The following is a 24,458-nucleotide window of genomic DNA, read 5'->3' as shown; positions in this document are numbered from 1 at the left end:
GCGCGGCGCGCTGCCTGCCGTACGACGGTCCTGGCGCAAACGTTCGAAGCTATCGAACGTTTGCGCTTCTGTGCGGGCAGCCGCCCTCAGCCCGTGATCTCGATCCCTTCCACGAGGCGCCTCGCAAGACGCAGCTCGCGCAGCCTGTCGATCCACCAGTGCAGTGCGCGCCCCGCGTGCTCACCGCGCCACGCCACGTAAAGCACGTTCGGCTCGCGCGGGTTCGCCGTGACCTTCTCGACCAGTTCGCCGCGCTCGATGAGCCTCGCCGCGCGCCGCCGCGGCACCCTCCTCGGCGAGCAGATGCCCGGCCGGGGTGAGCTGCAGCCGGTAGCGCCGGCGGTCGAAGAGCAGCGCGTCGAAGCGCGCCTCGAGTTGGCGCGCGGCATGCGAAATCGTGGAAGGCGCCTTGTTCAGGCGTGCCGCCGCGCGCGACAGGCTGCCGGTTTCGCGGATGGCGTCGAGCAACGCCAGTTCCTCTTCGGAGAGCATGTGCGACTCCATCGAACGGGTGATCACGCGATGGTATGGCAGAAACGGGGGTATGAACCAGATCACATGGCGCCGCCGCCTTGCGCGGCAAACTGTCAAAGGCGCCTTGACGGACTGTCCAACAAAATTGTCGTTGCCGGGCGTAATGACCGGGCAGAAAATCGAACGCACGTTCACAAACCATGAAGCGAGCCGCGCCCATCAGAACGGAGATCATTGCGCACGAGCACCGTAGCACTCCATCGCCAAGCCATCTTTTCAGTGAGGTATGAGGCCATGTCCGTGAAGTCCCCGTCACCCGAGTCCCCGTTCGTCGACTTGACCGCCATGATTCGCCAACGCGCGGCGGAACACGGCGCGCGCGTGGCCATTGTCTGCGAAGACGAGACGGTCACGTTCGCCGCGCTCGATGCGCTGATCGACCGCTGCGCTGCCGCGCTCCAGCGTGACGGACTGGCACCCGAAGACGTCGTCGCCATCTGTGCGTCGAGTTCCATCTCCTATGCCGACGTCTTCTTCGGCGCGCTCCGGGCAGGACTCGCGGTCGCCCCGCTATCGCCCTCCACGCATCCGGACAGCCTCGTCGCCATGCTGGAAAACTCCCGGGCGCAGATCCTCTTCGCCGACGACGCGGTTTGCCAGCTGCTTGCGGGCGTCACGCTGCCGCCCGCGCTGCGCGTCATCGACATCAGCGCAGCCGGGCAATACGATACCTGGCTCGCACCCGTGGGCGCCGCGCCCCGGCATGTGGAGGTTCGACCGGAGTGGGCGTTCAACATCATTTACTCGTCCGGCACGACGGGCGCGCCCAAAGGGATCGTCCAGTCGCACGCGATGCGCTACGCCTATACGCTGCGAAGCCTCGAGCGCGGATACGGGCCGGAGTGCGTCACCTTGATCGCGACGCCGCTCTATTCGAACACCACGCTGGTGAGCTTCTTCCCGACGCTGGCGCTCGGCGGAACGGTTGTCCTCATGCCCAGGTTCGATGCGAAGCAATACCTCGAGCTCGCCGAGCGCAAACACGTCACGCACACCATGCTGGTGCCGGTGCAATACCAGCGCATCCTCGGCCATCCGGACTTCGATCGCTACGACCTGTCCAGCTTCCACTCGAAGTTCTGCACGAGCGCGCCGTTCGCGGCGGCACTCAAGGCGGACGCCCTGCGCAGATGGCCCGGCAAGCTCACCGAGTTCTATGGCATGACCGAAGGCGGCGCGTCATGCGAGCTGTGCGCGGACGAGTTTCCCGGCAAGCTGCACACGGTTGGGCGCCCGTTGAACGGCCATGAAATGCGCCTGATCGATGCCAAGGGGCGCGAGGTCGCGGCCGGCGAAGCCGGTGAAATCGTCGGGCGTTCGCCCGCCATGATGACCGGCTACTACCGGCAACCGGACCAGACGGCGCAAGCCGAGTGGTACGACGGCGATGGCCGGCGCTTCATCCGGACCGGGGATGTCGGCCGCTTCGACGAAGACGGCTTCCTCGTGCTGATGGACCGCAAGAAGGACATGATCATCTCGGGCGGCTTCAACATCTACCCAAGCGATCTGGAACAGGTGCTCGCCCGCCACCCCGAAGTCCTTGAATCGGCGGTGGTCGGCGTGCCATCGGCACGCTGGGGCGAAACGCCGGTGGCGTTCGTCACGCTCCGGCGCGGTTCGGCATTGACCGCCGACGCGCTCGCCGACTGGGCCAACGGGCAATTGGGGAAGATGCAACGACTTGCCGACTTGGTGATCGTCGACGCGCTACCGCGCAGCCCGATCGGCAAGGTGCTCAAGCGTGAGTTGCGGGAGCGCTTTAGCGGCGAGGTCGCCTGACCGGCCGCTAATCGCGGGTTTGCCCGTTCGTCCGTTTGCCGCCGGCGGAAAAAAAAGCGCCACGTTTGCACGTGGCGCCTTGAAAAGTTCTAGCCATTCCGAGGGCCGTGCTAGAACCTGAGAGACGGTATTCGGCTGCGCCATGCCATCGGAAAAAGATGCGCAATTATGCGAATTGCATAGCGCAAGGCACATTAAAACCCCGCAATTTTGCGGGGTTGAGGCGTATTACCGAAATCGGATTCCATTTTTTACCGACATGCTGACTAAGTCAAGCAAAATCTCGCCAAAATGCGCCAATCGTCGAGCTTCTGGCATCTATTACAATCGTCTGAAAATTTGCACCCTAATTTAGGGAGCGCCGCGTTGATCGAACGCAAATGACTGTACCGCGCGGCACGTCCGCGCTGACTTTGTAACGCCTCGCGCGAAATCTCAAAACTGAAATCCTGTTTCGGAAAATTGTCCCGCCAATGACTTCCGCGCCCGATTCGCGCCATCCCGACGACACTCCGCGAGATAAAGACGGCGGCGCCGACGAAGTGACCGCGCTCGCGCGCGGCCTTGCCGTCCTGCGCTGCGTCGCGGCCGCCGACGCGCCGCTCAGCAACCGTGAACTGACCGAGCTGACGGGCATTCCCAAGCCCACGCTTTCGCGCCTCACCGGCACGCTCGTGAGCACGGGCTTTCTCGCCCGGCTGCCTGACAGCGAACGCTTCGTGCTCACCTCGTCGGTGCTTGCGCTGTCCAACGGCTTCCTGCGCAACTCCGACATCCGCAGCCGGGCGCGGCCTTTTCTCACGCGGCTGGCCGAGCGCACCGCGCTCTCGGTGCATCTGACCGTGCGCGACCGTCTGGAGATGGTCGTGATCGACGCGATCCGCCCGCGCACCGCCGTGCTCGTCACGCGCCTCGAGGTCGGCTCGCGCATCGACATGGGCCGCACCGCCGTCGGGCGCGCCTACCTCGCCGCGCTCGATCCGCACGCGCGCGCCGAACTCACCGCCGCGCTGCAGACCTCGACCGGCAACGACTGGGGCGTCTTCGGCAGCCGGCTCGACGCCGCGCTCGCCGAGACCGCCGCCCACGGCTACGGGCTCGCGATCGGCGAGTGGTACGAGGGACTCAACGCCATTGCGACGGCGTTCGCGGGTCCCAGCGGCGAGATCTACGCCATCAACTGCGGCGGCGCCGCGCAGCAGTGCCCGCGCGAGTGGCTCGTCAGCCACGTCGTGCCGCTGATGCGCGAATGCGTCGCGCGCATCGTCGACGAAATCGGCGGCGCCCTGCGCCTGCCCCACGCGACCTGACAACGCGCGAGCCGGCGCCTTACAAAAAACACACGAAGGGTGTAACGCTCGTAACGTCTCGAAAGAAACGGCACTGGACTGTAACGAAGCGGGCAACGTAGCATCATGTTTTTTGGCGGCAAGAGCCTGCTGCGCCGCCGTCCTTCGCCCGTAACGCCAGCCGGCCGCCAGCGACGCCGCCCATGCCCGTGAGCGCATGGCGCGGCACCCGGGCCGCAGCGCGGCGCGTCCTGACATCTTGCTTGTGCAGGACCTGCGTAGCATCGGCGCGCGCCCGCTGCGCCGGCTCCGTGCGCTGCTGTGCGCGCTTCTGCGAGAACTTCGCGGCCGGCACCCTGTAGTGAGCTCAGCCAAGAGCCTTCGAGAACCCGCTTCGAGAACCTGTTACCGACCTGACCGATGGATCAACAAGAAAAGCGCCCGGATTCCCCCCGTAAAGATACGCCGCCGCAGTCCCCCGCTCCGGTCGCCGCGAGGCGCGGCAAGGGCAAGTTCATCGCGCTGGGTGTGGTCATCGTGATCGCCGGCATCGTGCTCGCGCGCTGGCAGCCGTGGAACAAGGCGCTCTCGGGCGGCAACGCGACACCGGCGGCCGGCGCGCAAATGCGTCGCGGCGGTCCGGGAGCCGTGGCCAACCTGCCGCAGCCAGTGAGCGTGGCCACGGCGAAGGCCGGCGACATGCCCGTCGTCATCACCGCCCTCGGCACGGTCACGCCGCTTGCCGACATCACGGTGCGCACACAACTATCCGGTACGCTTCAGGACGTGTACTTCCAGGAAGGCCAGATGGTGAAAAAGGGTGACGTGCTCGCGCAGATCGACCCGCGCCCGTACCAGATCTCGCTCGCCAACGCCGAAGGCCAGCTCGCCCGCGACCAGGCGTTGCTCGCCACGGCGCGCCTCGACCTCAAGCGCTACCAGACGCTGCTCTCGCAAGACTCGATCGCGAGCCAGCAGGTCGACACGCAGGCCTCGCTGGTCAAGCAATATGAGGGCACCGTCAAGTCCGATCAGGCCAGCGTCGATGCCTACAAGCTCGACCTCACCTACGCGCGCATCACGGCGCCCGTATCGGGCCGCGTGGGCCTGCGCCAGGTCGATCCGGGCAACTACGTGACGCCCAGCGACACCAACGGCATCGTCGTGCTCACGCAGCTCGAGCCGATCAGCGTGATCTTCACGACCTCGGAGGACAACCTGCCGCCCATCATGAAGCAGCTGCGCGCGGGCACGAAAATGTCGGTCACGGCCTACGACCGCAGCAACACAACGATGCTCGAAGCCGGGTCGCTCCAGACCATCGACAACCAGATCGACACCACCACGGGTACCGTCAAGCTGCGCGCGAGCTTCACGAACCACGAACAAGGGCTCTTTCCGAATCAGTTCGTGAACGCGCGCCTGCTCGTCGATACGATCCACGACGCCGTGATCGTGCCCACTTCGGCCGTGCTCAACGGCTCGCAGGGGCAGTACGTCTATGTCGCGAAGCCCGACAACACGGTGACGGTGCGGCTCGTGAAGATCGGCCCCGTCGATGCCGAGCGCACCAGCATCGCCTCGGGCCTCGCCGTGGGCGAGCGCGTGGTGACCGACGGCTCCGACCGTCTGCGCGAAGGCGCGAAGATCACGATTCCCGCCGAGCATCCGCAACACGCGAAGGGGGCGTCGGGAGCCGCGGGCGCGAAAGGCGCATCGTGGGCCGGCGCGGCCTCGGGCGCGCGTCATGGCCACCGCCACGCCTCGCAGACGCAAGCCCAGTAAGCCAGCATGAATCCATCCCGCGCCTTTATCCTGCGGCCGGTCGGCACGGCGCTGTTCATGGCGGCGATCATGCTGGTCGGCCTCGTCGCGCTGCGCTTTCTGCCGCTTTCCGCCCTGCCCGAAGTCGATTACCCGACCATCCAGGTGCAGACCTTCTACCCGGGGGCGAGCCCGGACGTGATGACGTCCTCGGTCACGGCGCCGCTCGAACGTCAGTTCGGGCAGATGCCGTCGCTCAACCAGATGTCGTCGCAGAGTTCGGCGGGCTCCTCGGTCATCACGCTCCAGTTCAGCCTCGACCTGCCGCTCGACGTGGCCGAACAGGAAGTGCAGGCCGCCATCAACGCGGCCGGCAACCTGCTGCCCTCGGACCTGCCCGCGCCGCCGATCTACGCCAAGGTCAACCCGGCCGACGCGCCGATCCTCACGCTCGCGATCACCTCGAAGACGCTGCCGCTCACGCAGATCCAGGATCTCGCCGACACCCGCCTCGCGCAGAAAATTTCGCAGGTGGCGGGCGTGGGCCTCGTGAGCCTTTCGGGCGGCCAGCGCCCGGCCGTGCGCATCCAGGCGAATCCGCGCGCGCTCGCGGCCTACGGCCTGAACCTCGACGACCTGCGCACGAGCATCTCGAACCTGAACGTCAACACGCCCAAGGGCAACTTCGACGGCCCCACGCGCGCCTATACGATCAACGCGAACGACCAGCTCACCGACGCCGACGCGTATAAAGACGCCGTGATCGCCTACCGCAACGGCCGTCCCGTCATGCTCACCGATGTCGCGAACATCGTGCAGGGCGCGGAGAACACCAAGCTCGGCGCGTGGGCAGACGGCACGCCTGCGATCATCCTGAACGTGCAACGCCAGCCGGGCGCGAACGTGATCCAGGTGGTGGACAGCATCAAGGCGCTCTTGCCGCAGTTGCAGGAAGCGCTACCTTCTTCGCTCGACGTGCAGATCGTCACCGACCGCACCACCACGATCCGCGCCTCGGTGCGCGACGTGCAGTTCGAGCTGCTGATGTCGGTGGTGCTCGTGGTGCTGGTGATGTACCTGTTCCTCGCGAACATCTACGCCACGATCATTCCGAGCCTTTCGGTGCCGCTCTCGCTCATCGGCACGCTCGCGGTCATGTACCTGTGCGGCTTCTCGCTCGACAACCTGTCGTTGATGGCGCTCACCATCGCGACAGGCTTCGTGGTGGACGACGCCATCGTCATGATCGAGAACATCGCGCGCTACGTCGAGGATGGCGAAACACCGCTCGAAGCGGCGCTAAAGGGCAGCAAGCAGATCGGCTTCACCATCATCTCGCTCACTGTGTCGCTCATCGCCGTGCTGATTCCGCTGCTCTTCATGGGCGACGTGGTGGGCCGCCTGTTCCACGAATTCGCCATCACACTCGCGGTGACGATCGTGATCTCGGCCGTGGTCTCGCTCACGCTCGTGCCGATGATGTGCGCGAAGATGCTGCGCCACACGCCGCCGCCCGAAAGCCACCGCTTCGAGGCGCGCGTGCATGCGTTCTTCGACTATGTGATCGGCCGCTATGGCGTGGCGCTCGAATGGGTGCTCGCGCGCCAGCGCCTCACGATGATCGTGTTCCTCATCACGCTCGTGCTCACCGGCATTCTCTACGTGATCGTGCCCAAGGGCTTCTTCCCCGTGCAGGATACGGGCGTGATCCAGGCCATCACGCAAATGCCGCAGTCGGTGTCCTATACGTCGATGGCCGAGCGCCAGCAGGCGCTCGCCGCGGAGATCCTCAAGAACGAGAACGTCGAGAGCCTCACCTCGTTCATCGGCGTGGACGGCACCAACATCACGCTCAACAGCGGCCGCATGCTGATCAACCTGAAGCCGCGCGACGACCGCAGCGAAACGGCGAGCGAGATCATCCGCGACCTGCAAAAGAGCGTGGCCCACGTCCCGGGCGCGACGCTCTACATGCAGCCGGTGCAGGACCTCACGATCGACTCGACGGTGAGCCCGACCCAGTACCAGTTCATGCTCACGACGCCGAACTTCCAGGACTTCACGACCTGGGTGCCAAAGCTCGTGCAGCGTTTGCAGCAACTGCACGAACTCGCGGATGTCGCGACCGACCTGCAGGACCAGGGCAGCTCCGTGTTCATCGAGATCGACCGCGCGAGCGCGGCGCGCTACGGCATCACGCCCGCGACGGTGGACAACGCGCTGTACGACGCCTACGGCCAGCGCATCATCTCGACGATCTTCACGCAGTCGAACCAGTACCGCGTGATTCTCGAAGCCGATCCGGTGATGCAGCACTACACCGACGCGCTGAACTCGATCTACCTGCCCTCTTCGACCTCGAGCACGGGCCAGGTGCCGCTCTCGGCCATCGCGAAGTTCCACGAGCGGCCCGCGCCGCTGCTCGTCACGCATCTCTCGCAGTTCCCGGCCACGACGATCTCGTTCAACCTGGCTCCGGGTTCTTCGCTTGGCGCGGCAGTGAAGGCGATTCAGCAGGCGGAAAAGGACATCGGCCTGCCGGGCTCGTTCCAGACGCGCTTCCAGGGCGCCGCGCTCGCGTTCCAGGCGTCGCTGTCCAACGAGCTGTTCCTGATCCTCGCGGCCATCGTCACGATGTACATCGTGCTCGGCGTGCTGTACGAGAGCTTCGTGCATCCGATCACGATTCTCTCCACGCTGCCGTCGGCCGGGATCGGCGCGCTGCTCGCGCTCATTCTGACCGGGCACGATCTCGACATCATCGGCATCATCGGCATCGTGCTGTTGATCGGCATCGTGAAGAAGAACGCCATCATGATGATCGACTTCGCGCTCGAGGCCGAGCGCCACGAAGGCAAATCGCCGCGCGAGGCGATCTATCAGGCGTGTCTGTTGCGCTTCCGACCGATCATGATGACGACGATGGCGGCGCTGCTCGGCGCCGTGCCGCTGATTCTCGGCTACGGCGCGGGCAGCGAGCTGCGCCGGCCGCTCGGCATCGCGATCGCGGGCGGTCTGATCGTGAGCCAGGCGCTCACGCTCTTTACGACGCCTGTGATCTACCTTGCGTTCGACCGGATCGCACAGCGTCTGCGCCAGCGCTTCGGCAGCGGTTCGCAAGGCGCGTCGTCGTCTTCACCGGAGAGCTGACGCGATGAATCTCTCGCGCCCGTTCATCTCGCGCCCCGTCGCGACCACGCTGCTCGCCATCGGCATCGCACTGGCCGGCCTCTTCGCGTTCACGAAGCTGCCGGTCGCGCCCTTGCCGCAGGTGGACTTTCCGACCATCTCCGTGCAGGCCACCTTGCCGGGGGCGAGCCCCGAAACGGTGGCAACCAGCGTGGCGAGCCCGCTGGAGCGGCACCTCGGCTCGATCGCCGACGTCACCGAGATGACCTCGCAAAGCTCGGTGGGCAGCACGCGCATCACGCTGCAATTCGGCCTGAACCGCGACATCGACGGCGCGGCGCGCGACGTGCAGGCGGCGATCAACGCCGCGCGCGCGGACCTGCCCACGAGCCTGCGGCAGAACCCGACCTACCACAAGGTCAACCCCGCCGACGCGCCGATTCTGATTCTCGCGCTCACCTCGCCCACGTTGAGCGCGGGCCAGCTCTACGACTCGGCGGCCACGGTGCTGCAGCAGTCGCTCTCGCAGGTGGACGGCGTGGGCGAAGTCGACGTGAGCGGCTCGGCGAATCCGGCCGTGCGCGTGGAACTGGAGCCGCACGCGCTGTTTCACTACGGCATCGGCCTCGAAGACGTACGCGCGGCGCTCGCCTCGGCCAACGCCAACAGTCCCAAGGGCGATATCGAATTCGGCCCGCAGCGCTTTCAGCTCTACACCAACGACCAGGCGAGCAAGGCGAGCCAGTACAAGGACCTCGTGATCGCCTACCGCAACGGCGCGGGCGTGAAACTCTCGGACGTGGGCGAAGTAGTCGATTCGGTGGAAGACCTGCGCAACATCGGGCTGGCCAACGGCAAACGTTCCGTGCTCGTGATCCTCTACCGTCAGCCGGGCGCGAACATCATCGAGACGGTCGACCGCGTGGTCGCCATGCTGCCGCAACTCAAGGCGTCGCTGCCCGCCGACGTCGAGGTGATCCCGACGTCCGACCGCTCCGTCACGATCCGCTCCTCGCTCAAGGACACCGAGCGCACGCTCATGATCGCCGTGGCGCTCGTCGTGATGGTGGTGTTCCTGTTCCTGCGCAACTGGCGCGCGACGCTCATTCCGAGCGTGGCCGTGCCCATCTCGATCATCGGCACCTTCGCGGCCATGTACCTGATGGGCTTCTCGCTCGACAATCTCTCGCTGATGGCGCTCACCATCGCGACCGGCTTCGTCGTGGACGACGCCATCGTCGTGCTGGAGAACATCTCGCGGCATATCGAAAACGGCGTGCCGCGCATGAAGGCGGCGCTGCTCGGCGCGCGCGAGGTGGGCTTCACGGTGCTCTCGATCAGCGTGTCGCTCGTCGCCGTGTTCCTGCCGATTTTGCTGATGGGCGGCATCGTCGGGCGCCTGTTCCGCGAGTTCGCGCTCACGCTTTCGCTCGCCATTGCGGTGTCGCTCGTCGTCTCGCTCACGCTCACGCCGATGATGTGCTCGCGCCTGCTCCAGGAAGCGCACGAGAAGAAGGAGGAAGGCCGCTTCGCGCAATGGCTCGAACGCGGCTTTCTGCGCATGCAGGGCGGCTACGAGCGCACGCTCGGCTGGGCGCTGGCACATCCGATCGTCATCCTGCTCACGCTCGTCGCGACCATCGCGCTGAACGTCGCGCTCTACGTGGTCGTGCCCAAGGGCTTCTTCCCGCAGCAGGACACGGGGCGCCTCGTCGGCGGCATCCAGGCCGACCAGGCCACCTCGTTCCAGGCGATGAAGGTGAAGTTCTCCGAGATGATGCGCATCGTGCAGGCGAATCCGGCAGTGGAATCGGTCGCGGGATTTTCCGGCGGGCGCGCGACCAACTCGGGCTTCATGTTCATCTCGCTCAAGCCCAAGAGCGAGCGCAAGCTTTCCGCCGATGAGGTGATCGCGCAGCTGCGCGGGCCGCTCTCGAACGTGGCGGGGGCGCGCACCTTCCTGCAGGCGGTGCAGGACATCCGCGTGGGCGGCCGGCAGTCGAACGCGCAGTACCAGTTCACGCTGCTCGCGGACAACACCGGCGACCTCTACAAGTGGGGGCCGAAGCTCACCGAGGCGTTGCAGGCGCGCCCCGAACTCGCCGACGTGAATTCGGACCAGCAGCAAGGCGGCCTCGAATCGATGATCAACATCGACCGGCAGAGCGCCGCGCGGCTGCACATCACGCCCTCGCAGATCGACAACACGCTCTACGACGCGTTCGGCCAGCGCCAGGTCTCGACCATCTACAACCCGCTCAACCAGTACCACGTGGTGATGGAAGTCGCGCCGAAGTACTGGCAGAGCCCGACCATGCTCAACGAGATCTGGGTGAGCACCTCGGGCGGCACGGCAAGCGGCGCGCAGAGCACCAACGCGACGGCAGGCACGGTGACGGGCCCGACCACCGCCTCGACGGGCGGCACGGCCGCCACTACCGCATCGAGCGCCGCGACCATCGCCACCGACTCCGCGCGCAACCTCGCGACCAACTCGCTCGCCGCGAGCGGCAAGTCGAGCGCGTCGTCGGGCGCGGCCGTCTCCACGTCGAAGGAAACCATGGTGCCGCTCTCGTCGATCGCCTCGTTCGGCCCCGGCACGACGCCGCTTTCGGTGAACCACCAGAGCCAGTTCGTGGCCTCGACGATCTCGTTCAACCTGCCGCCCGGCAAATCGCTCTCCGACGCCACCCAGGCGATCTACGACACGATGGGCGAGATCGGCATGCCCGCGACGATTCACGGCAGCTTCCAGGGCACGGCGCAGGCGTTCCAGCAGTCGCTCGACAACCAGCCGCTCCTGATTCTCGCGGCGCTCGCAGCCGTGTATATCGTTTTGGGCATTCTGTACGAGAGCTACATCCACCCGCTCACGATTCTCTCCACCTTGCCCTCTGCGGGCGTGGGCGCGCTGCTCGCGCTGCTGCTCTTCAAGACGGAGTTCAGCATCATCGCGCTGATCGGCGTGATTCTGCTGATCGGCATCGTGAAGAAGAACGCGATCATGATGGTGGACTTCGCGATCCAGGCGTCGCGTGAGGGGCTGAGTTCGCGCGATGCGATCTATCAGGCCTGCCTGCTGCGCTTCCGGCCGATCATGATGACGACCTGCGCGGCGCTGCTGGGCGCGCTGCCGCTCGCGTTCGGGCGCGGCGAAGGCGCGGAACTGCGCGCGCCGCTCGGTATCTCGATCGTGGGCGGGCTGATCGTGAGCCAGATGCTCACGCTCTATACGACGCCGGTGGTGTACCTTTACATGGACCGGCTGCGCGTGTGGTGGGATGCGAAGCGCGGTCGCGCAGCGCCCGCGGCGCAGGCGGAGTGAGTGGGCGGTCTTGCAGCAGAAAACGGCTGAAGCGTGGCTTCAGCCGTATTTTTATGCGCGTGCCCGTCGAGGCTCGCGCTGGCGCAAATGCGCGGGCAGGCAACGCACGATCAGATGCAGCAACAGCGGCACGATGATGCCGTCGTCCACGACACCGGCGACCGGCATCGCGATATTGAACGGGTCGAGCGCATAGAGCGCGAGCAGCGCCGTGGCGGGCACGAGCCACACGGGGCGCCCCGGCTGACGCAGCGCGTGCCACAGCACGCGCGCATCGCCCTTCACCACATGCCATAGCAACGCAATACGTTTCATCTGCTTCCTCCTTGCGGCTGGCGCGATCGATGCGCTCGCCGCCTCAATGCTGCTCGTGACCCGGTGCGTCCGAGCGCGACGTCCTGATCACGAGCCCATCCGGCGCGAAATGGGCGTTGAACATGCCGTCCCCCGCCACGCCGCCTTCGGCCCAGTGCCAGCTCCACACTTCCTCGTGGCTCAACGCGTATTTTGCTACCGTGGCCGGCTTGCCGAGCAGGCGCCGCACTTCGTCCTGCGGCATGCCCGGCACGACCTGGGCGATATTCTGCGCCGTGAGCGCCTGGGTCATCGCCACGAGCTTGCCGTTTGCGTCGAAGTCGAGCATCCACGTGGTGAGGCCGTTGGGCCCACGCGGGTATTCGAGGCGCTGCGCGCCGTCGTCGTCCTCCCACACCATTTCGGGCTTGCCCGCCTGCCGGCGCACGTCCTCGACCGTCGAAACGCCAATACGCAGGCCGCCGAACGCCATCGAATCGGGTTTGATCGCGTTGACGGCGTCAGCGACCTTTTGCTGGTCGCACGCCGCGAGCAGCGTGGCGCAGACGGCGATCAAGGCCGCCGCGATCCAGGGTTTTCGTGACATATCCAGTTTGCGTTGCCGGCCAGGACCGCCGGGAAGTCGTTGAGACAGCGGTGCGGCCGGATCGTTCGGCGCGGTTGCCACGTTCACAGCTTCTGCGCAATCGCGAGCCTGAAAATGCGCGCCCAGCGCTTCGCCTCACGCTCGCTTTGCATCGGCAATTGCCAGAGCGGGTGCTTCGGATCGGCGACACGCAGCGCCACGTGCCAGCCGTTGACATCGCTCGCCGGCTGCGCGCCTTGCAGGTCGGCGAAGATATACGCGCCATGCGCGCCGCCCTGCGCCAGCTCGCAGAAGCGCTTGCCCGCCGCGAGACGGGCCTCGCCCCACGCGCCGGCCACGCGATGCGTCCAGTCGCCTTCGCCGCGCACATTGGGCGCCACGTCGCGCATCCGGCGCCAGCACCAGGCGATGAGCGCGACGAACAGCGCCGCGGCAAGCACGGCTGCGCCCATGGCGACACCCGTGCCGAACTGCGCCGCGATGGCGTTGAAGGACCAGTACGCGCCGTAGACAAGCGCGGCGAAGGCAATAAGAACGACGACAATCGGCATGCGGATATTCCGTGCGGCGGGAGAAAGGCCAGGACAAATGTGGAGGGACGAGCGGGACAGATCGCGACGAGGCCCGCGCGCGTGGCGGGCCTCGTTTCCTGCTGAGGTTCGCGATGACTCGCGATAACTCGAAATAACTACTGCTGCGGATGCTGCGCGGCCCATTCCTTCAAGGCGCGCAACGTGTTCGTCACATGCTGGTCCGGCGACAGGCTCGTGTATTCGTAGATGATCTTGCCGTCCGGCGCGATCACATACGACACGCGATTGGCCATCGACTCGTGCATCGGCATCGACGCGTCGTACGACTTGATGATCTTCGAGTCTTCGTCGGCGGCCACCGGGAACTTGCTGCGGCACTCGCTCACCGAGAACTTCGTGAGCGTGTCGATGTTGTCGTGCGAAACGCCGATCACGGTCGCGCCGTACTGCTTGTACTGATCGACCGCTTCAGCGAATTCGTGCGCCTCGATCGTGCAACCCTTCGTGAACGCGGCCGGATAGAAGTACACGACCACCGGCCCCTTCTTCAGCTCCGAAGCGAGCGAATAGGTGTAGGTCTTGCCACCCAGCGATGCCTGAGTCGTGAAGTCGGGCGCGGAATCGCCCGGCTTGAGTGTCGCCTGTGCAGACAGCGTAAAGAGCGCAAGCCCGGCGCAGACGAGCGCCGCGGCTCCCGCCGCAAAGAACCTCGGTTTCATGTCAAATGCCCTCGAGTTGAATCGCCACGCCGGCGCGCGTTTTGCCCGCGGGTCTTGCCCATCATGCAAATGAGACGCATGACGCCGCGGCGATACCAATATTGGATCACACAATTGCGGCACTCGCAGCGCGCGCCCCGGCGCAAGGCTTACAACCTGATTTCAACCCTCGGCATAGGCCGTGAACCACGCGCCGGCCCACAGGTTCAGTTCGCCAAGCAGCGGCGGCGTGAGCGCGTTGAACATCCCGCCCGCCTCGCGCGCGAGGCGCTGCGCGCCATCGTGATCGCCGCGCTCGGCGGCGGTGGCGATGCGCAGCAGCGCGCCGAGTTCGCCGCGATGACCGTCCACGGCCTCGACGATCTCGCGCGCGAGGCCGAGACGATCGAGCGTGTGCTCGGGGGTCGAGCCCACCAGCACGTGCACGAGCGAGAAGATGCCGGTCATGAAGGCGGCATCGGCGAAATCGGGGTCCTGCGGGCTCAGGCTGCGCGCGGCAAGCTCCATGAAGTGCGAGCGCGTGCCCGCGAGCTGCACGAGCGGGTCCGAGCCCCAGGGCAGGTCGCGTCCGCTCGCGTAGAGCAGCAGTTGCGCCCAGCGCGCGATCTGGCGCGTGCCCGCCGCGAGCACCGCTTCGCGCAGCGACGAAATCGGCCGCCCCGGCGAGTACGCGCTCGAATTGACGAGACGCAACAGTTGCACCACTACGCCCGGGTGGCTGCGCAGTTCGCGCTCGAGTTCCGCCGTGCCGACGTCGTTGGCCACCAGCGCGAGCAGGCGCACGAGCGCAAGGCGTGACGACCGCACGCGCGGCGCGCGCAGCACCTGCGGGCGCGCGAAGAAGTAGCCCTGAAAAAGCTCGAAGCCGAGCGACGAGGCCAGTTCGAAGTCCTCGCCCGTCTCGACCTTCTCGGCGATCAGCGTCTTGCCGTGCGCGGCGAGGCTCGCGACCAGTCCCGGCAGCGCCGCGCGCTCGGTCTGCAGCAGGTCGACCTTGATGATGTCCGCGTAAGGCAAGGCGCGCAGCAGGTTCTCCGTGATCTCGCACACGTCGTCGAAGGCAATGCGGTAGCCGGCGCGGCGCAGTTGCGCGAGACGCTCCAGCACCGCGGCGTCGAAGCGCACGTGTTCGAGCACCTCCAGCACGAAGCGGCCCGGCGGCAGCAGATGCACGATGTCGTCGAACAGCAACTCGCGGCTGATGTTGACATAGCCGTAGTGACGGCCGAGCACCGCGGGCACGCCGAGCTGGCCGATCGTGCGCGTCATCACCTGGGCCGTGGCGAGCGCATCGTCGTCGACGTCCGCGCGGTTCTGCGCACCGCCGCGGAACAGCAGCTCATAGGCGTTGAGCACGCCATTGCGATCGAGAATAGGCTGCCGCCCGAGATAGACGAACGGCTGCGGACCGGTTGATGACCCGGGCGCAAGGCCGGGTTGTGAAGCTGACGGCGTAGAAGGCGCGGAACCAGGGGTGCCCCTGCCCGCATCGTCTCGCGCAGCCTCGCTTGCCGGCGCGGCAAACGCTGACGATGAATCGGACATGGCGGATGACTCGTACGGATGGAATGGCCGGTAATGGCCGCCGACGCGCCGGGCCGCCCCTGCGGCCCGCAAGACGGGCGCTTCACGCGCGCCGACCCATCGCGCATGGCGAACGGCGTCTCGACCGGCGCCACTTTAACCGAATCTGGACGCCGCCGCACCGATCTCCCGTCACGTTTAGGCGTTAGGTGTTTTTTCGGTCGCCGCGGCTAAAGATTTCTCGTCCCGGGTCGATAACTTGCTCTGATGGGCGGCTTCAGCCGGATACGGAAACCGGCCGGGACGCCACAGACAAACAAAGGGTTGCCAGCGACAGACATGGAAGCGAACAGGATCTCCGCGCCCCGCCAGGGCTGGTTGCGCACGGTCGTCGACCGGCTCTACGCGCTTGCCGGCCTCGAGGGTATTGCCGGCGACCCGCCCATGCCTCGCGACGCGAACGCGCCACATGCCGCGCAGGGACAGCACGCAGCGCAGGTAGCCGACGCAGCCGATGACAAAGGCGCCGCACCGCTCGTGCCGCCCTCGCCTGCCGCAGCCGAACCCGACTACGCCGACGCCGTATCGCGCTCGTTCGAGAACACGGCCGCCGCGGTGGACTTCCTCGTGCACGTGGACGCCAGGCTGCACTTTCTCTACGTCTCGGACGCGAGCCTGCGCTTCGCGGGCTATCACCGCGAGTTCCTGCTCGGCGCCACGCTCGCCGACATCGTCACGCCCGAGCATCACGAGCGCCTCGAGGCGCTCATCGCGCGCGCTGCGCACAGCGGCGCGGTGGAAAGAGACACGGTCGATCTCGTCAAGGCGCTCACCTACCCGCTGCCCGTGGAGCTGCGCGTGCAGCGCGCCCAGTATGGCGAGACGGCCGGTTTCGCCGTGGCGGGCTTCGACGTCTCGGGCTGGCAAGGCACCGAGGCCGCGCTCACCCACGCGCTCCATCACGACCCGCTCACCGGTCTGCCCAACCAGGCCGCGCTTGCGCCCGCGCTGCAGCGCGCCCAGGCCGACGCGGACCATTTCGGCGTGCCGGTGGCGCTGCTGCTGCTCGACCTCGACGACTATCAGCGCGTGAACCGCGCGCTCGGCTACGACGCCGGCGACGAGCTGCTGCGCGAGACCGCGCGGCGACTCACCCACCTCGCGCTGCAGGGCGAAATGATCGCGCGCATCGGCAGCGACGAGTTCGCCATTCTGATCACGCCGCAACGCCACGCCGCGCCCGACGAAGTGCGCGCCGCCGCCGAAGCGCTCGGCCGGCGCCTGCTCACCTCGATCCTGCAGCCGTACTCGTTTCGCAATCAGCCCGTGCACCTTTCGGCGAGCATCGGCATTGCGTTCCATCCGGACCAGCAACCGGGTGCGTCCGGTGCGGGCGACGCCGATGCCAGCGCCGACACCACGCCGCTCATCCGCCGCGCGGACCAGGCGCTCCAGCAGGCCAAGGCGATCGGCGGCAACACGCTGACGTTGCACGTGCCCGTTGACGATCCCACCGACGCCATGCGCCTGAAGCTGGAGTCGGACCTCTACGACGGTGTGCGCAACGGCGAATTCTCGCTACACTTCCAGCCCATCACGAGCAGCGCGTCGCGCGGCGTGGTCGGCGTGGAAGCATTGATCCGCTGGCAACATCCATTGCACGGTCTCGTGCCGCCTTCAACATTTATTCCCCTTGCGGAATCGGTCGGCCTGATTAATTATCTCGGCAACTGGGTTTTGAAGGCTGCCTGTATGCAACTGACCCAATGGGACGAGCAAGGCATCGAGCTGCAGTACGTGGCGGTCAATGTCTCGCCCCAGCAGTTCCGCAATCCGCGTTTCAGGGAAAGTGTCGAGGAGGCGATCGAGCTCACCGGAGTCGATCCGTGCCGGCTCGTGTTCGAGATCACCGAAAGCCTGCTCATGCACGATCCGCAGCATGCGAAAACGCTGCTCGAAGAGCTCACCTCGCTTGGCATTCGCTTCGCGGTGGACGACTTCGGCACGGGGTATTCGAGTCTTGCGTACCTGCAGCGCTTCCCGCTCTCGAAGCTGAAGATCGATCGAAGCTTCGTCGAGAACCTCATCACTTCGCGCAACGATCAGGCGATCGTGAACGCGGTGGTGGGGCTCGCGCGTACGCTCGATCTCGAGCTCGTGGCCGAGGGTGTGGAGACGGAGGCGCAGCGCGAACTGCTGACGAACATGGGTTGCGAGCATATCCAGGGATGGCTCGTCTGCAAGGCGCTGCCTTCAGAAGAATTGCAGCAACGCTTCGTTTCGGGTGCGTTGCACGTGCACGAGGTGCAATGATGCGGGCATCGCAAACAGCAGGGCTTTCGCGAAATTGACATGGTTCAGATGGTAAAGGCCGTCCTGCTAGACCGCTTGTGGGCCCGCATGAATGAACGCGGGGACTTCCCCTTGCTGTCGCAATCGCTGCGCACCACGGTCGCGGCGATGACGAACGACGACTACGATTTCAGCGCACTCGTGAAGGTCGTGCTCTCGGATTTCGCGCTCACGCAGAAAGTGCTGCGTCTCGCGAATTCGGCCATGTACATGGCGTTCGGCGGCAACATCACGACCGTCACGCGCGCGCTGATGGTCCTTGGCATGGACGCGGTCGGCCATCTCGTCGTCGGCCTGAAGATCGTCGATCACTTTCACCACAGCGCGCCGCGCCGCATCGACGCCAAGCTCGAACTGAACCGCACCATGCTCTCAGGCTGCGTCGCGCGCAAGCTCACCGAGCACGGCGACCTGCGCGCGGGCGAAGAGGCCGTGGTCTGCACGCTGATGCGCCAGGTGGGCAAGCTGCTCGTGGTGTTCTATCTCGAACCCGAGTGGGACCAGATCCGCCGCGAGATCGATGAAGGCTCGAGCGACGACGAGGCCTGCCTCGAAGTGCTCGGCGTGACCTTCGAAGAACTCGGCCTCGAAGCCGCCACGCGCTGGCGCCTGCCCGACACGATCCGTGAGGGCATGCGCCATTACGACCCGGCCGACAAGGAACCGCGCGACGTGCAGTGGCTGCGCGCCATCACCAACTATTCGACGGAAGTTGCGCGCGTGCTGACCACGCAGGGCCTCTCCGAGGAGATGCGCGAGACGCATATCGCCGAACTCGCGCAGCACTACGGCCGCGCGCTCTCGACCGACGCCGATGTGCTCGTGCAGATGAGCCTCGCGCTCGCGCGCGAGGAAGCCGAAGACGGCGTGATGCGCGAGATCGTCGAATTGCGCGCCAACGCCGACGCCATCGCCCGCGAAGCGCTCGATCCCGAGGCGCGCATCGCGGCCGGCGTCGAGGACCTGCGCGCATTGCCGGCCGACAGCGCACTGAGCACCGCCCTCACGCTCGCAACCGAAACCGTGCTCGCGGGCCTGGGTTTCGCACGCAGCGTGGTGTTCGTGCGACGCGGGGCGAATATGTTCGAGGCGCAGCACGGCTTCGGCCCGCACATGGGCGATGTGCTGCCCAAGCTCGCGTTTTCCGCCGCGTTCCAGCCCGACGTGTTTCACCTCGCCATCGCGAACAAGGTCGGCATCTTCATCGAGAATGCGCGCGATGCGAAGATTCTCGCGCGCCTGCCCGGCTGGTATCGCTCGAGCTTCGACGACGCGCGCGCGTTCGTCCTGCTGCCGGTGGGCGCCCCTGGCGTCGAGCCCGTCGCGCTGATGTATGGCGACTGGCTCGTGAACCAGGAGCCGCGCCGCATTTCACAGAAAGAGATGAGCGCGTTGAACGATCTCGCGCAGCAGCTCGCGCGCTTCTTCACGCACGTTCCGCAGACCGCCTGACTCTCAACTGAGTCCCGACTGAGCCGGGGCGCACCGCATCGCTTCGCGGCACCGCCCCGCCCGCTCAATCTTCGATCCGTTCCAGCCCCTCGTCTTCCGCGTCGCGGCCGGACGCGCCCGCCCATTCCGCGGCCGTGAGCGAGATCGCCGCGACCGTCGCGGCGTCGAGCGGCTCGAGTTCCGCGCACAGCGCCTCCACGCGGGCCCAGTCCGCGCGCTCCAGCGCCTCGGAAAGTTCGAGCAGCCGCCCGAGCGCACCCTCGCGCTTGACGATCGCCGTGCGGATCGGCTTGGCCAGCGTGAGCACTTCGAGCGTGCTTTCGAGCGGGCCGCCGAATACCGCCTCGACGAAAGAGAACACCCCTACGAGAAACGCCGCGTCTTCGTCTTCGAGGTGTGCGTGGGCAAGCTGCGTCACCGCGATTTCCATGAAGCGCGCGCGCGTGGCGACGAGTTGCAGCAGCGGGTCGTCTTCGGCGGCGATCTTGCGGCCGTCCGCGTAAAGCAGCAACTGCGTCCAGCGCGCGATGGCATTGGTGCCGGTCGCATTGATCGCCTCGCGCAGCGTCGTCACCTTGCGGCCGATGTTCATGCTGCCCGAGTTGGCAAGCCGCATCAGATGCATCACGAGCACGGGGTTGAGCTTCAGCTCCGCTTCGAGCTGCGCGACCGTGGGCTCGGCCGCAAGCAGATGCAGCAGGTTCAGCAACGCCTGGCGCGGCGCGCTGGAGCGGCGCGCGCCGCCGTGCGGTTTCGCGAAGAAGTAGCCCTGGAAGCGGTCGAAGCCGAGGTCGTGCGCGCGCTGATAGTCTTCCTGGGTCTCGACGCCCATGGCCACGAGAAGCTTGCCCGCCGCCTTCATCACGCTCGCGAACTTCGGCAGCACCGTGGGCGCGATCTCGCGGATATCGATCTTGATGGCGTCCACATACGGCAGCAGTTTCGCAAGCGACTCATCTGCCTTCGACACATGATCGAGCGCGAAGCGGTAGCGGCGGCGGTGCAACTCGACGAGCCGCGCGATCAGATCCGGATCCGCGCCGATGTCCACAGGCAACTCGAACATGACGCGCTCGGGGCTCACGCGCTGCAGGCCGTCGTGAAAAAGCGCGTCGCGCGTCATGTCGAGCCAGGCGGGATGCCCCGCGAGCGAGGCGCGCAAGACGGGCGCGGCGAAGCCTTTGAGGAGCGCAGTGCTCGTGGCGGAAGGCTTGGGCGTCAGGCCCGAGGCCTGGTCTTTGGCGGCCGCTTCGGCCTCTTGTTCGATTTCGGCGCTTTCGCGCCGGTCCACGAGGCGCGGCGACGTCTCGAACGCGCAGAGGAGGCCCTCCCGGTCGAGTATCGGCTGGCGCGCGAAATACACGTCGATGGGCGGGCCGGCGTGTTCCGGCGACTGCGTGCTGCCCGCGACTCCTGTCGTCTGCGGCCGGTCTGCGGCGTTGAAGCTCATGGGGGTCCCCCGCGCGGCGCCGCGCGCATGGCGGCGCCCTGGTCTTGTTTCTTGGCATGCCGCAACCGTTTGCGCTTCGCACACATGGCGCGCCGGACGCGGCACTTTCTTGTGTCGATTTTATCCTGGCAAGTAAGGCGCGGAAATGAAGTTCTGCGCGATTCGCTGGATTTTTTGTGGTTTTTGCAGTGCCACATGCGTCGCGGGCATTGCGTTAGCGCTCGACGCATGCATGATTTGATACGCAATCCGAAGCAAAGGCGCGAAAAAAACCGACCGGCTGGATTGCGTCCAGCCGGTCGGTCTATCGGCAACTGCCGATTACTTGAGCACGACCTTCACGTCGAAATACTTCGCCGCGATGTGGTCGAGCGTGCCGTCCGCCTTCAGGTCCTTGAGCGCGCCGTTCAGCGCGGCCTTGAGCGCCGCGTCGTTCTTGCGCACACCGTAGCCCACGCCCTCGCCGAGCAGCTTCACGTCCACGACCTGCGGGCCCGCGAACGCGAAGGCCGCGCCCTGCGGCTTGTTCAGGAAGCCCTTGGAGGCGGCTTCGGCGTCGAGAAACGAGGCGTCGAGGCGGCCCGAAACGAGGTCCGCGTAGATCTGGTCCTGCGTCGGGTACGGCACGACGTCGACGCCTGCGGGCGCCCACTTCGCTTTCGCGTAGGTTTCCTGGATCGTGCCCTGGAGCACGCCCACGTGCTTGCCCTTGAGCGACTCGGGCGTGGGCTGCAGCGTGCTGCCCTTCTTCGCGATCATCTGGTTCGGAATCGCGTAGATGGGGTCGGTGAAGTCGATGGCCTGGCGGCGCTGGTCCGTGATCGACATGTCGGAATTGATCGCGGCGAACTTGCGCGCCTGCAGCGCCGGAATCAGGCCGTCGAACGAGTTTTCCACCCACACGCACTTTGCCTTGAGCTTCGCGCAGACGGCATTGCCCACGTCGATATCGAAGCCCTGCAGTTCGCCTGCGGGCGACTTCGATTCGAACGGCGCGTACGACGCCTCTACGCCAAAGCGGATTTCCTTGATATCGGCGGCGTGTGCGGCCCCTGCCGCGCCTGCCGTCATGGCGGCCGCGCAGAATGCGAGCGTTGCCAGCTTGTTCCAGTTCGTCTTCATCAGTGTCTCTTTCCAGTCAGATTGGGTGCGCCGGCGAAGCCCGTTCAGGCAGCTTCATGGTTCGATTCGCCGCTAAAAAACGGCTTCCCGGCGCCGGCACAGGATCGCTGCGCCAAAAACACGGCTCAAGCGCGCGCACCGTGTGTGGTGCGCCGCAGCAACCGCGAGGGCGCGATTGTACCGCGATGGCGCCGGCGCTCAAGCGAGCGCGGCGAGCGTCTCCCGGGTCGTGTCGACGACGAGCAGGCCCGCGCGCAAGCCCGGCTTCACGCCGGGATTCGGAAACACGATGCGCTCCTCGTCGTGCTGCACGACGTAGCGGTAGGCGCCGTCTTCCGCCAGCACCTCGCCGCGTGGGAACGGCGTGAAGTTGGGCACGTCGGCGGCCACGTTGAGCTTGAGCGCCGCGCTCTGCTTCGTGATCTGGCCGATCACCGTGAAGATGCGCGGCATCTGCGCACCCTTTGGCAACGACAATTCCCCAGCCACGAGACGGCGCACGGCAGCATCGGCGCCGGCGAAGCGAGCCAGATCGTTCTGGCCGAACGGACGCACCTTGCCAAGCTCGAGCGTGCAGGCGAGCGCGCCACACGTCTCCGCCGTAAACGACGACAAGGTCGCGCCCTTCTCGGTGTGGATCAGCACGGCCGCGATGCGCGCGTCGGCGAGCCATTCGAGCATCGCGCGCGCGGGCGGCTCGCCCGTGTGCGGCAGCAGCGCGAACTGCTCGAACGCCGAAGCGCGGATCGCCGTATGCATGTCGAGGTGCCAGCGCGCGACGGGCGCATCGGCAGAACTCGCGGCCTTCGCGAAGAAGCGCTGCGCCGCCGCTTCGAGCGCCACGGCGCGCGGCGCCTCGCGGCTCGCCGGCACGCGCGCGTGGCGGCCGCCGAACAGGCGGTTGAGATCGTCGTCGAGATAGCGCTCGCCGGCGCGCATTGCGCCGGCATTGCCGAGCACCGCGAGCACGCGGCAGGCGAGCGGCGAGCGGCCCGCCGCGATGTCGGCCACGAGTTGCGAGAGCAGCTCGATCGGCGCGGTCTCGTCGCCGTGCACGCCCGCCGAAACCAGCACGCTGCGCGTCGTGTCGTCGACGTGTGCCGGTTCCAGCTCCAGCACGCCCTCGTCGAGCCATTGCCAGCGCACGCCGCCCGCGCATTCGCCGCGGGCCGCCTCGGGCGTGGCTGGGCGCGCGCCCGCGAGCGTGTACGCGAGAAAGTCCTCGAGCGGGGTATCAGCGCTGGAAGTCATAGAGCGATCCGAGGCCGAGAATCTGCGTGAGTTCGTCGAGCGCCGTACGCGACTCGACGAGCAGTGTCGGATCGGTCAGATCCTGCGGCGCGAGCCGGTCGCGATAGTGCCGCTCGATCCAGCCGTCGAGGCGCGTGAAGAGCGCGTCGTTCATCCACACGCCAGGCGCCGTCGCCGCGCGTTCTTCCTCGCTGAGCACCACGCGCAGACGCAGGCACGCCGGTCCGCCGCCGTTCTTCATGCTCTCGCGCAGGTCGAACACGAGCACCTCGTTCACCGGCCCGCTGCTCGCGACCAGTTCGTCGAGGTAGATCGCCACGTGCGGATTCTCGCGGCTTTCCTGCGGCACGACGAGAATCTGCGTGCCGTCCGCTCGGCTCAGCAGCTGGCTGTTGAAAAGATAGGACGACACCGCGTCGGCCACGCTCACGCGCGCTTCGGGCACTTCGATCACGTGGAACGGCGCGTGGTGCGCCGCGAGCTTCGTGCGCAGTTCGTCGTAGACCGCTTTCTGGTCGACGAACGCACGCTCGTGGCAAAACAGCGTGCTGCGGTTGCCCACGGCGATCACGTCGTTATGGAACACACCGGCGTCGATCACGTCCGGATTCTGCTGCGCGAATACGGTGCCCGCATCGGTCAGGCCGTGGCGCTGCGCAATGGCGCGGCTCGCCTCGAACGTCTGCCGCGCCGGGAAGCGCCTGGGCTCCGGTCCTCGGCGATATTCGCTGCGCCCGTACACGAAAAATTCCACGCCGCGCTCGCCGTACTGCGCGCTAAAACGCGTATGGTTGGCCGCGCCTTCGTCGCCGAGCGCGGGCGTGCCCGGCAGCGCCTCGTGCACGACGAAGTGCGACGGGTCCGCGAACACCGTGGCGAGCGTGCGGCGCGTCGCCTCGTGCTCGATCGCGCGATGCAGCTTGCTGCACAGGTTCGCGGGCGTGAAATGCACGCGCCGGTTGGGCGTATCCGCCGAAGGGCTCACCGTGGCCGCATTCGCGGTCCACATGGCCGACGCGGAGCTTGCCGCGGCGAGCAGTTCGGGCGCGTCCTTCGCGGCGCGCGCAATCGCTTCGGCATCCTTACCGCCAAAGCCCAGCTCGCGCAGCAGCCGGATGGACGGCCGCTCCTGCGGCGGCAGCACGCCTTGCGCGAAGCCGAGGTCGGCGAGCCGCTTCATTTTGCGCAAGCCCTGCTGCGCCGCGGCGCGCGGGTTCGCGACGGACTTGTCGTTGCTCTGCGAGGCGACGTTGCCGAACGACAGCCCGGCGTAGTTGTGCGTGGGGCCGACGAGTCCGTCGAAGTTGGCTTCAAGGGTTTGCATCGTCGTT

The 24,458-nt window shown here is 66.5% G+C and carries 16 protein-coding genes and 1 pseudogene; 7 read left to right on the top strand and 10 right to left on the bottom strand.

All coding sequences use genetic code 11. The annotated features are described in order from the left end of the window. Positions 1-86: 86 nt before the first annotated feature. Positions 87-492: pseudogene (locus tag M3I56_RS32750) on the bottom strand (LysR family transcriptional regulator). 276 nt (positions 493-768) lie between these two features. Here M3I56_RS32750 and M3I56_RS32745 point away from each other — a divergent pair. The 5 genes from M3I56_RS32745 (at position 769) to M3I56_RS32725 (ending at position 11,823) form a co-directional block, all read left to right on the top strand. Continuing rightward, positions 769-2,316: a class I adenylate-forming enzyme family protein gene (locus M3I56_RS32745; RefSeq protein WP_254357533.1), complete on the top strand. Its 1,548-nt coding sequence runs from the start codon at positions 769-771 to the stop codon at positions 2,314-2,316. Between the two features lie 473 nt (positions 2,317-2,789). Then, positions 2,790-3,626 (top strand): IclR family transcriptional regulator, encoded by an 837-nt coding sequence (locus tag M3I56_RS32740; RefSeq protein ID WP_254357532.1) that lies wholly within the window; start codon positions 2,790-2,792, stop codon positions 3,624-3,626. A 399-nt stretch (positions 3,627-4,025) separates the two neighbouring features. Further along, complete coding sequence (locus tag M3I56_RS32735; protein WP_254357531.1) at positions 4,026-5,390, top strand: MdtA/MuxA family multidrug efflux RND transporter periplasmic adaptor subunit; 1,365 nt, start codon at positions 4,026-4,028, stop codon at positions 5,388-5,390. 6 nt (positions 5,391-5,396) lie between these two features. Then, positions 5,397-8,519 carry an MdtB/MuxB family multidrug efflux RND transporter permease subunit gene (locus M3I56_RS32730; protein ID WP_254357530.1) on the top strand — a complete coding sequence of 1,041 codons (3,123 nt, stop codon included), beginning with the start codon at positions 5,397-5,399 and terminating at the stop codon, positions 8,517-8,519. Between the two features lie 4 nt (positions 8,520-8,523). Continuing rightward, entirely contained in the window at positions 8,524-11,823 is a 3,300-nt protein-coding gene (locus M3I56_RS32725; protein WP_254357529.1) for an efflux RND transporter permease subunit, read from the top strand. Between the two features lie 51 nt (positions 11,824-11,874). Here M3I56_RS32725 and M3I56_RS32720 read toward each other — a convergent pair whose 3' ends face one another. The 5 genes from M3I56_RS32720 to M3I56_RS32700 all read right to left on the bottom strand — a co-directional run bounded on the left by M3I56_RS32720 (position 11,875) and on the right by M3I56_RS32700 (position 15,521). Then, on the bottom strand, positions 11,875-12,138 hold the full coding sequence (locus M3I56_RS32720) for a hypothetical protein (protein ID WP_254357528.1): 264 nt from the start codon (positions 12,136-12,138) through the stop codon (positions 11,875-11,877). A 43-nt stretch (positions 12,139-12,181) separates the two neighbouring features. Then, entirely contained in the window at positions 12,182-12,724 is a 543-nt protein-coding gene (locus tag M3I56_RS32715; RefSeq protein ID WP_254357527.1) for an outer membrane protein assembly factor BamE, read from the bottom strand. Between the two features lie 83 nt (positions 12,725-12,807). After that, positions 12,808-13,275 carry a hypothetical protein gene (locus M3I56_RS32710; RefSeq protein ID WP_254357526.1) on the bottom strand — a complete coding sequence of 156 codons (468 nt, stop codon included), beginning with the start codon at positions 13,273-13,275 and terminating at the stop codon, positions 12,808-12,810. Between the two features lie 137 nt (positions 13,276-13,412). Beyond that, positions 13,413-13,976: a peroxiredoxin gene (locus M3I56_RS32705; protein WP_028204776.1), complete on the bottom strand. Its 564-nt coding sequence runs from the start codon at positions 13,974-13,976 to the stop codon at positions 13,413-13,415. A gap of 162 nt (positions 13,977-14,138) precedes the next feature. Beyond that, complete coding sequence (locus M3I56_RS32700) at positions 14,139-15,521, bottom strand: EAL and HDOD domain-containing protein (RefSeq protein ID WP_254357525.1); 1,383 nt, start codon at positions 15,519-15,521, stop codon at positions 14,139-14,141. Between the two features lie 318 nt (positions 15,522-15,839). On the opposite strand from M3I56_RS32700, the gene M3I56_RS32695 reads away from it, so the two are divergent. Then, the gene (locus M3I56_RS32695) at positions 15,840-17,813 is read left to right on the top strand and encodes a bifunctional diguanylate cyclase/phosphodiesterase (RefSeq protein ID WP_254357524.1); all 1,974 of its coding nucleotides are present in this window, start codon (positions 15,840-15,842) and stop codon (positions 17,811-17,813) included. A gap of 48 nt (positions 17,814-17,861) precedes the next feature. Next, a complete protein-coding gene (locus M3I56_RS32690; protein WP_254357547.1) occupies positions 17,862-19,304 on the top strand; it encodes an HDOD domain-containing protein in 1,443 nt (480 codons plus the stop codon). 64 nt (positions 19,305-19,368) lie between these two features. Here M3I56_RS32690 and M3I56_RS32685 read toward each other — a convergent pair whose 3' ends face one another. From M3I56_RS32685 to astB, 4 genes are all read right to left on the bottom strand, one after another. After that, positions 19,369-20,754, bottom strand: coding sequence for an EAL and HDOD domain-containing protein (locus M3I56_RS32685; RefSeq protein ID WP_254357523.1), 1,386 nt, complete (start codon positions 20,752-20,754; stop codon positions 19,369-19,371). 321 nt (positions 20,755-21,075) lie between these two features. Then, positions 21,076-21,876, bottom strand: coding sequence for an ABC transporter substrate-binding protein (locus M3I56_RS32680; protein ID WP_028204772.1), 801 nt, complete (start codon positions 21,874-21,876; stop codon positions 21,076-21,078). A gap of 198 nt (positions 21,877-22,074) precedes the next feature. Beyond that, a complete protein-coding gene (gene astE, locus M3I56_RS32675; RefSeq protein ID WP_254357522.1) occupies positions 22,075-23,127 on the bottom strand; it encodes a succinylglutamate desuccinylase in 1,053 nt (350 codons plus the stop codon). After that, on the bottom strand, positions 23,111-24,451 hold the full coding sequence (gene astB, locus M3I56_RS32670; RefSeq protein WP_254357521.1) for an N-succinylarginine dihydrolase: 1,341 nt from the start codon (positions 24,449-24,451) through the stop codon (positions 23,111-23,113). The genes astE and astB overlap by 17 nt, the downstream gene beginning before the upstream one ends. Positions 24,452-24,458 lie beyond the last annotated feature (7 nt).

Origin of the sequence: Paraburkholderia sp. CNPSo 3281 (assembly GCF_024206515.1) — a bacterium.
Lineage (GTDB): Bacteria > Pseudomonadota > Gammaproteobacteria > Burkholderiales > Burkholderiaceae > Paraburkholderia > Paraburkholderia nodosa.
The sequence above is the reverse complement of the archived record's forward strand: the minus strand, read 5'-3'. Positions and strand labels throughout refer to the sequence as shown.

Bases quoted from the DNA above. Each gene is read 5' to 3' on its own strand.
- M3I56_RS32745 (WP_254357533.1), top strand. From the start codon at position 769: ATGTCCGTGAAGTCCCCGTCACCCGAGTCCCCGTTCGTCGACTTGACC.
- M3I56_RS32740 (WP_254357532.1), top strand. From the start codon at position 2,790: ATGACTTCCGCGCCCGATTCGCGCCATCCCGACGACACTCCGCGAGAT.
- M3I56_RS32735 (WP_254357531.1), top strand. From the start codon at position 4,026: ATGGATCAACAAGAAAAGCGCCCGGATTCCCCCCGTAAAGATACGCCG.
- M3I56_RS32730 (WP_254357530.1), top strand. From the start codon at position 5,397: ATGAATCCATCCCGCGCCTTTATCCTGCGGCCGGTCGGCACGGCGCTG.
- M3I56_RS32725 (WP_254357529.1), top strand. From the start codon at position 8,524: ATGAATCTCTCGCGCCCGTTCATCTCGCGCCCCGTCGCGACCACGCTG.
- M3I56_RS32720 (WP_254357528.1), bottom strand. From the start codon at position 12,138: ATGAAACGTATTGCGTTGCTATGGCATGTGGTGAAGGGCGATGCGCGC.
- M3I56_RS32715 (WP_254357527.1), bottom strand. From the start codon at position 12,724: ATGTCACGAAAACCCTGGATCGCGGCGGCCTTGATCGCCGTCTGCGCC.
- M3I56_RS32710 (WP_254357526.1), bottom strand. From the start codon at position 13,275: ATGCCGATTGTCGTCGTTCTTATTGCCTTCGCCGCGCTTGTCTACGGC.
- M3I56_RS32705 (WP_028204776.1), bottom strand. From the start codon at position 13,976: ATGAAACCGAGGTTCTTTGCGGCGGGAGCCGCGGCGCTCGTCTGCGCC.
- M3I56_RS32700 (WP_254357525.1), bottom strand. From the start codon at position 15,521: ATGTCCGATTCATCGTCAGCGTTTGCCGCGCCGGCAAGCGAGGCTGCG.
- M3I56_RS32695 (WP_254357524.1), top strand. From the start codon at position 15,840: ATGGAAGCGAACAGGATCTCCGCGCCCCGCCAGGGCTGGTTGCGCACG.
- M3I56_RS32690 (WP_254357547.1), top strand. From the start codon at position 17,862: ATGGTAAAGGCCGTCCTGCTAGACCGCTTGTGGGCCCGCATGAATGAA.
- M3I56_RS32685 (WP_254357523.1), bottom strand. From the start codon at position 20,754: ATGAGCTTCAACGCCGCAGACCGGCCGCAGACGACAGGAGTCGCGGGC.
- M3I56_RS32680 (WP_028204772.1), bottom strand. From the start codon at position 21,876: ATGAAGACGAACTGGAACAAGCTGGCAACGCTCGCATTCTGCGCGGCC.
- astE (WP_254357522.1), bottom strand. From the start codon at position 23,127: ATGACTTCCAGCGCTGATACCCCGCTCGAGGACTTTCTCGCGTACACG.
- astB (WP_254357521.1), bottom strand. From the start codon at position 24,451: ATGCAAACCCTTGAAGCCAACTTCGACGGACTCGTCGGCCCCACGCAC.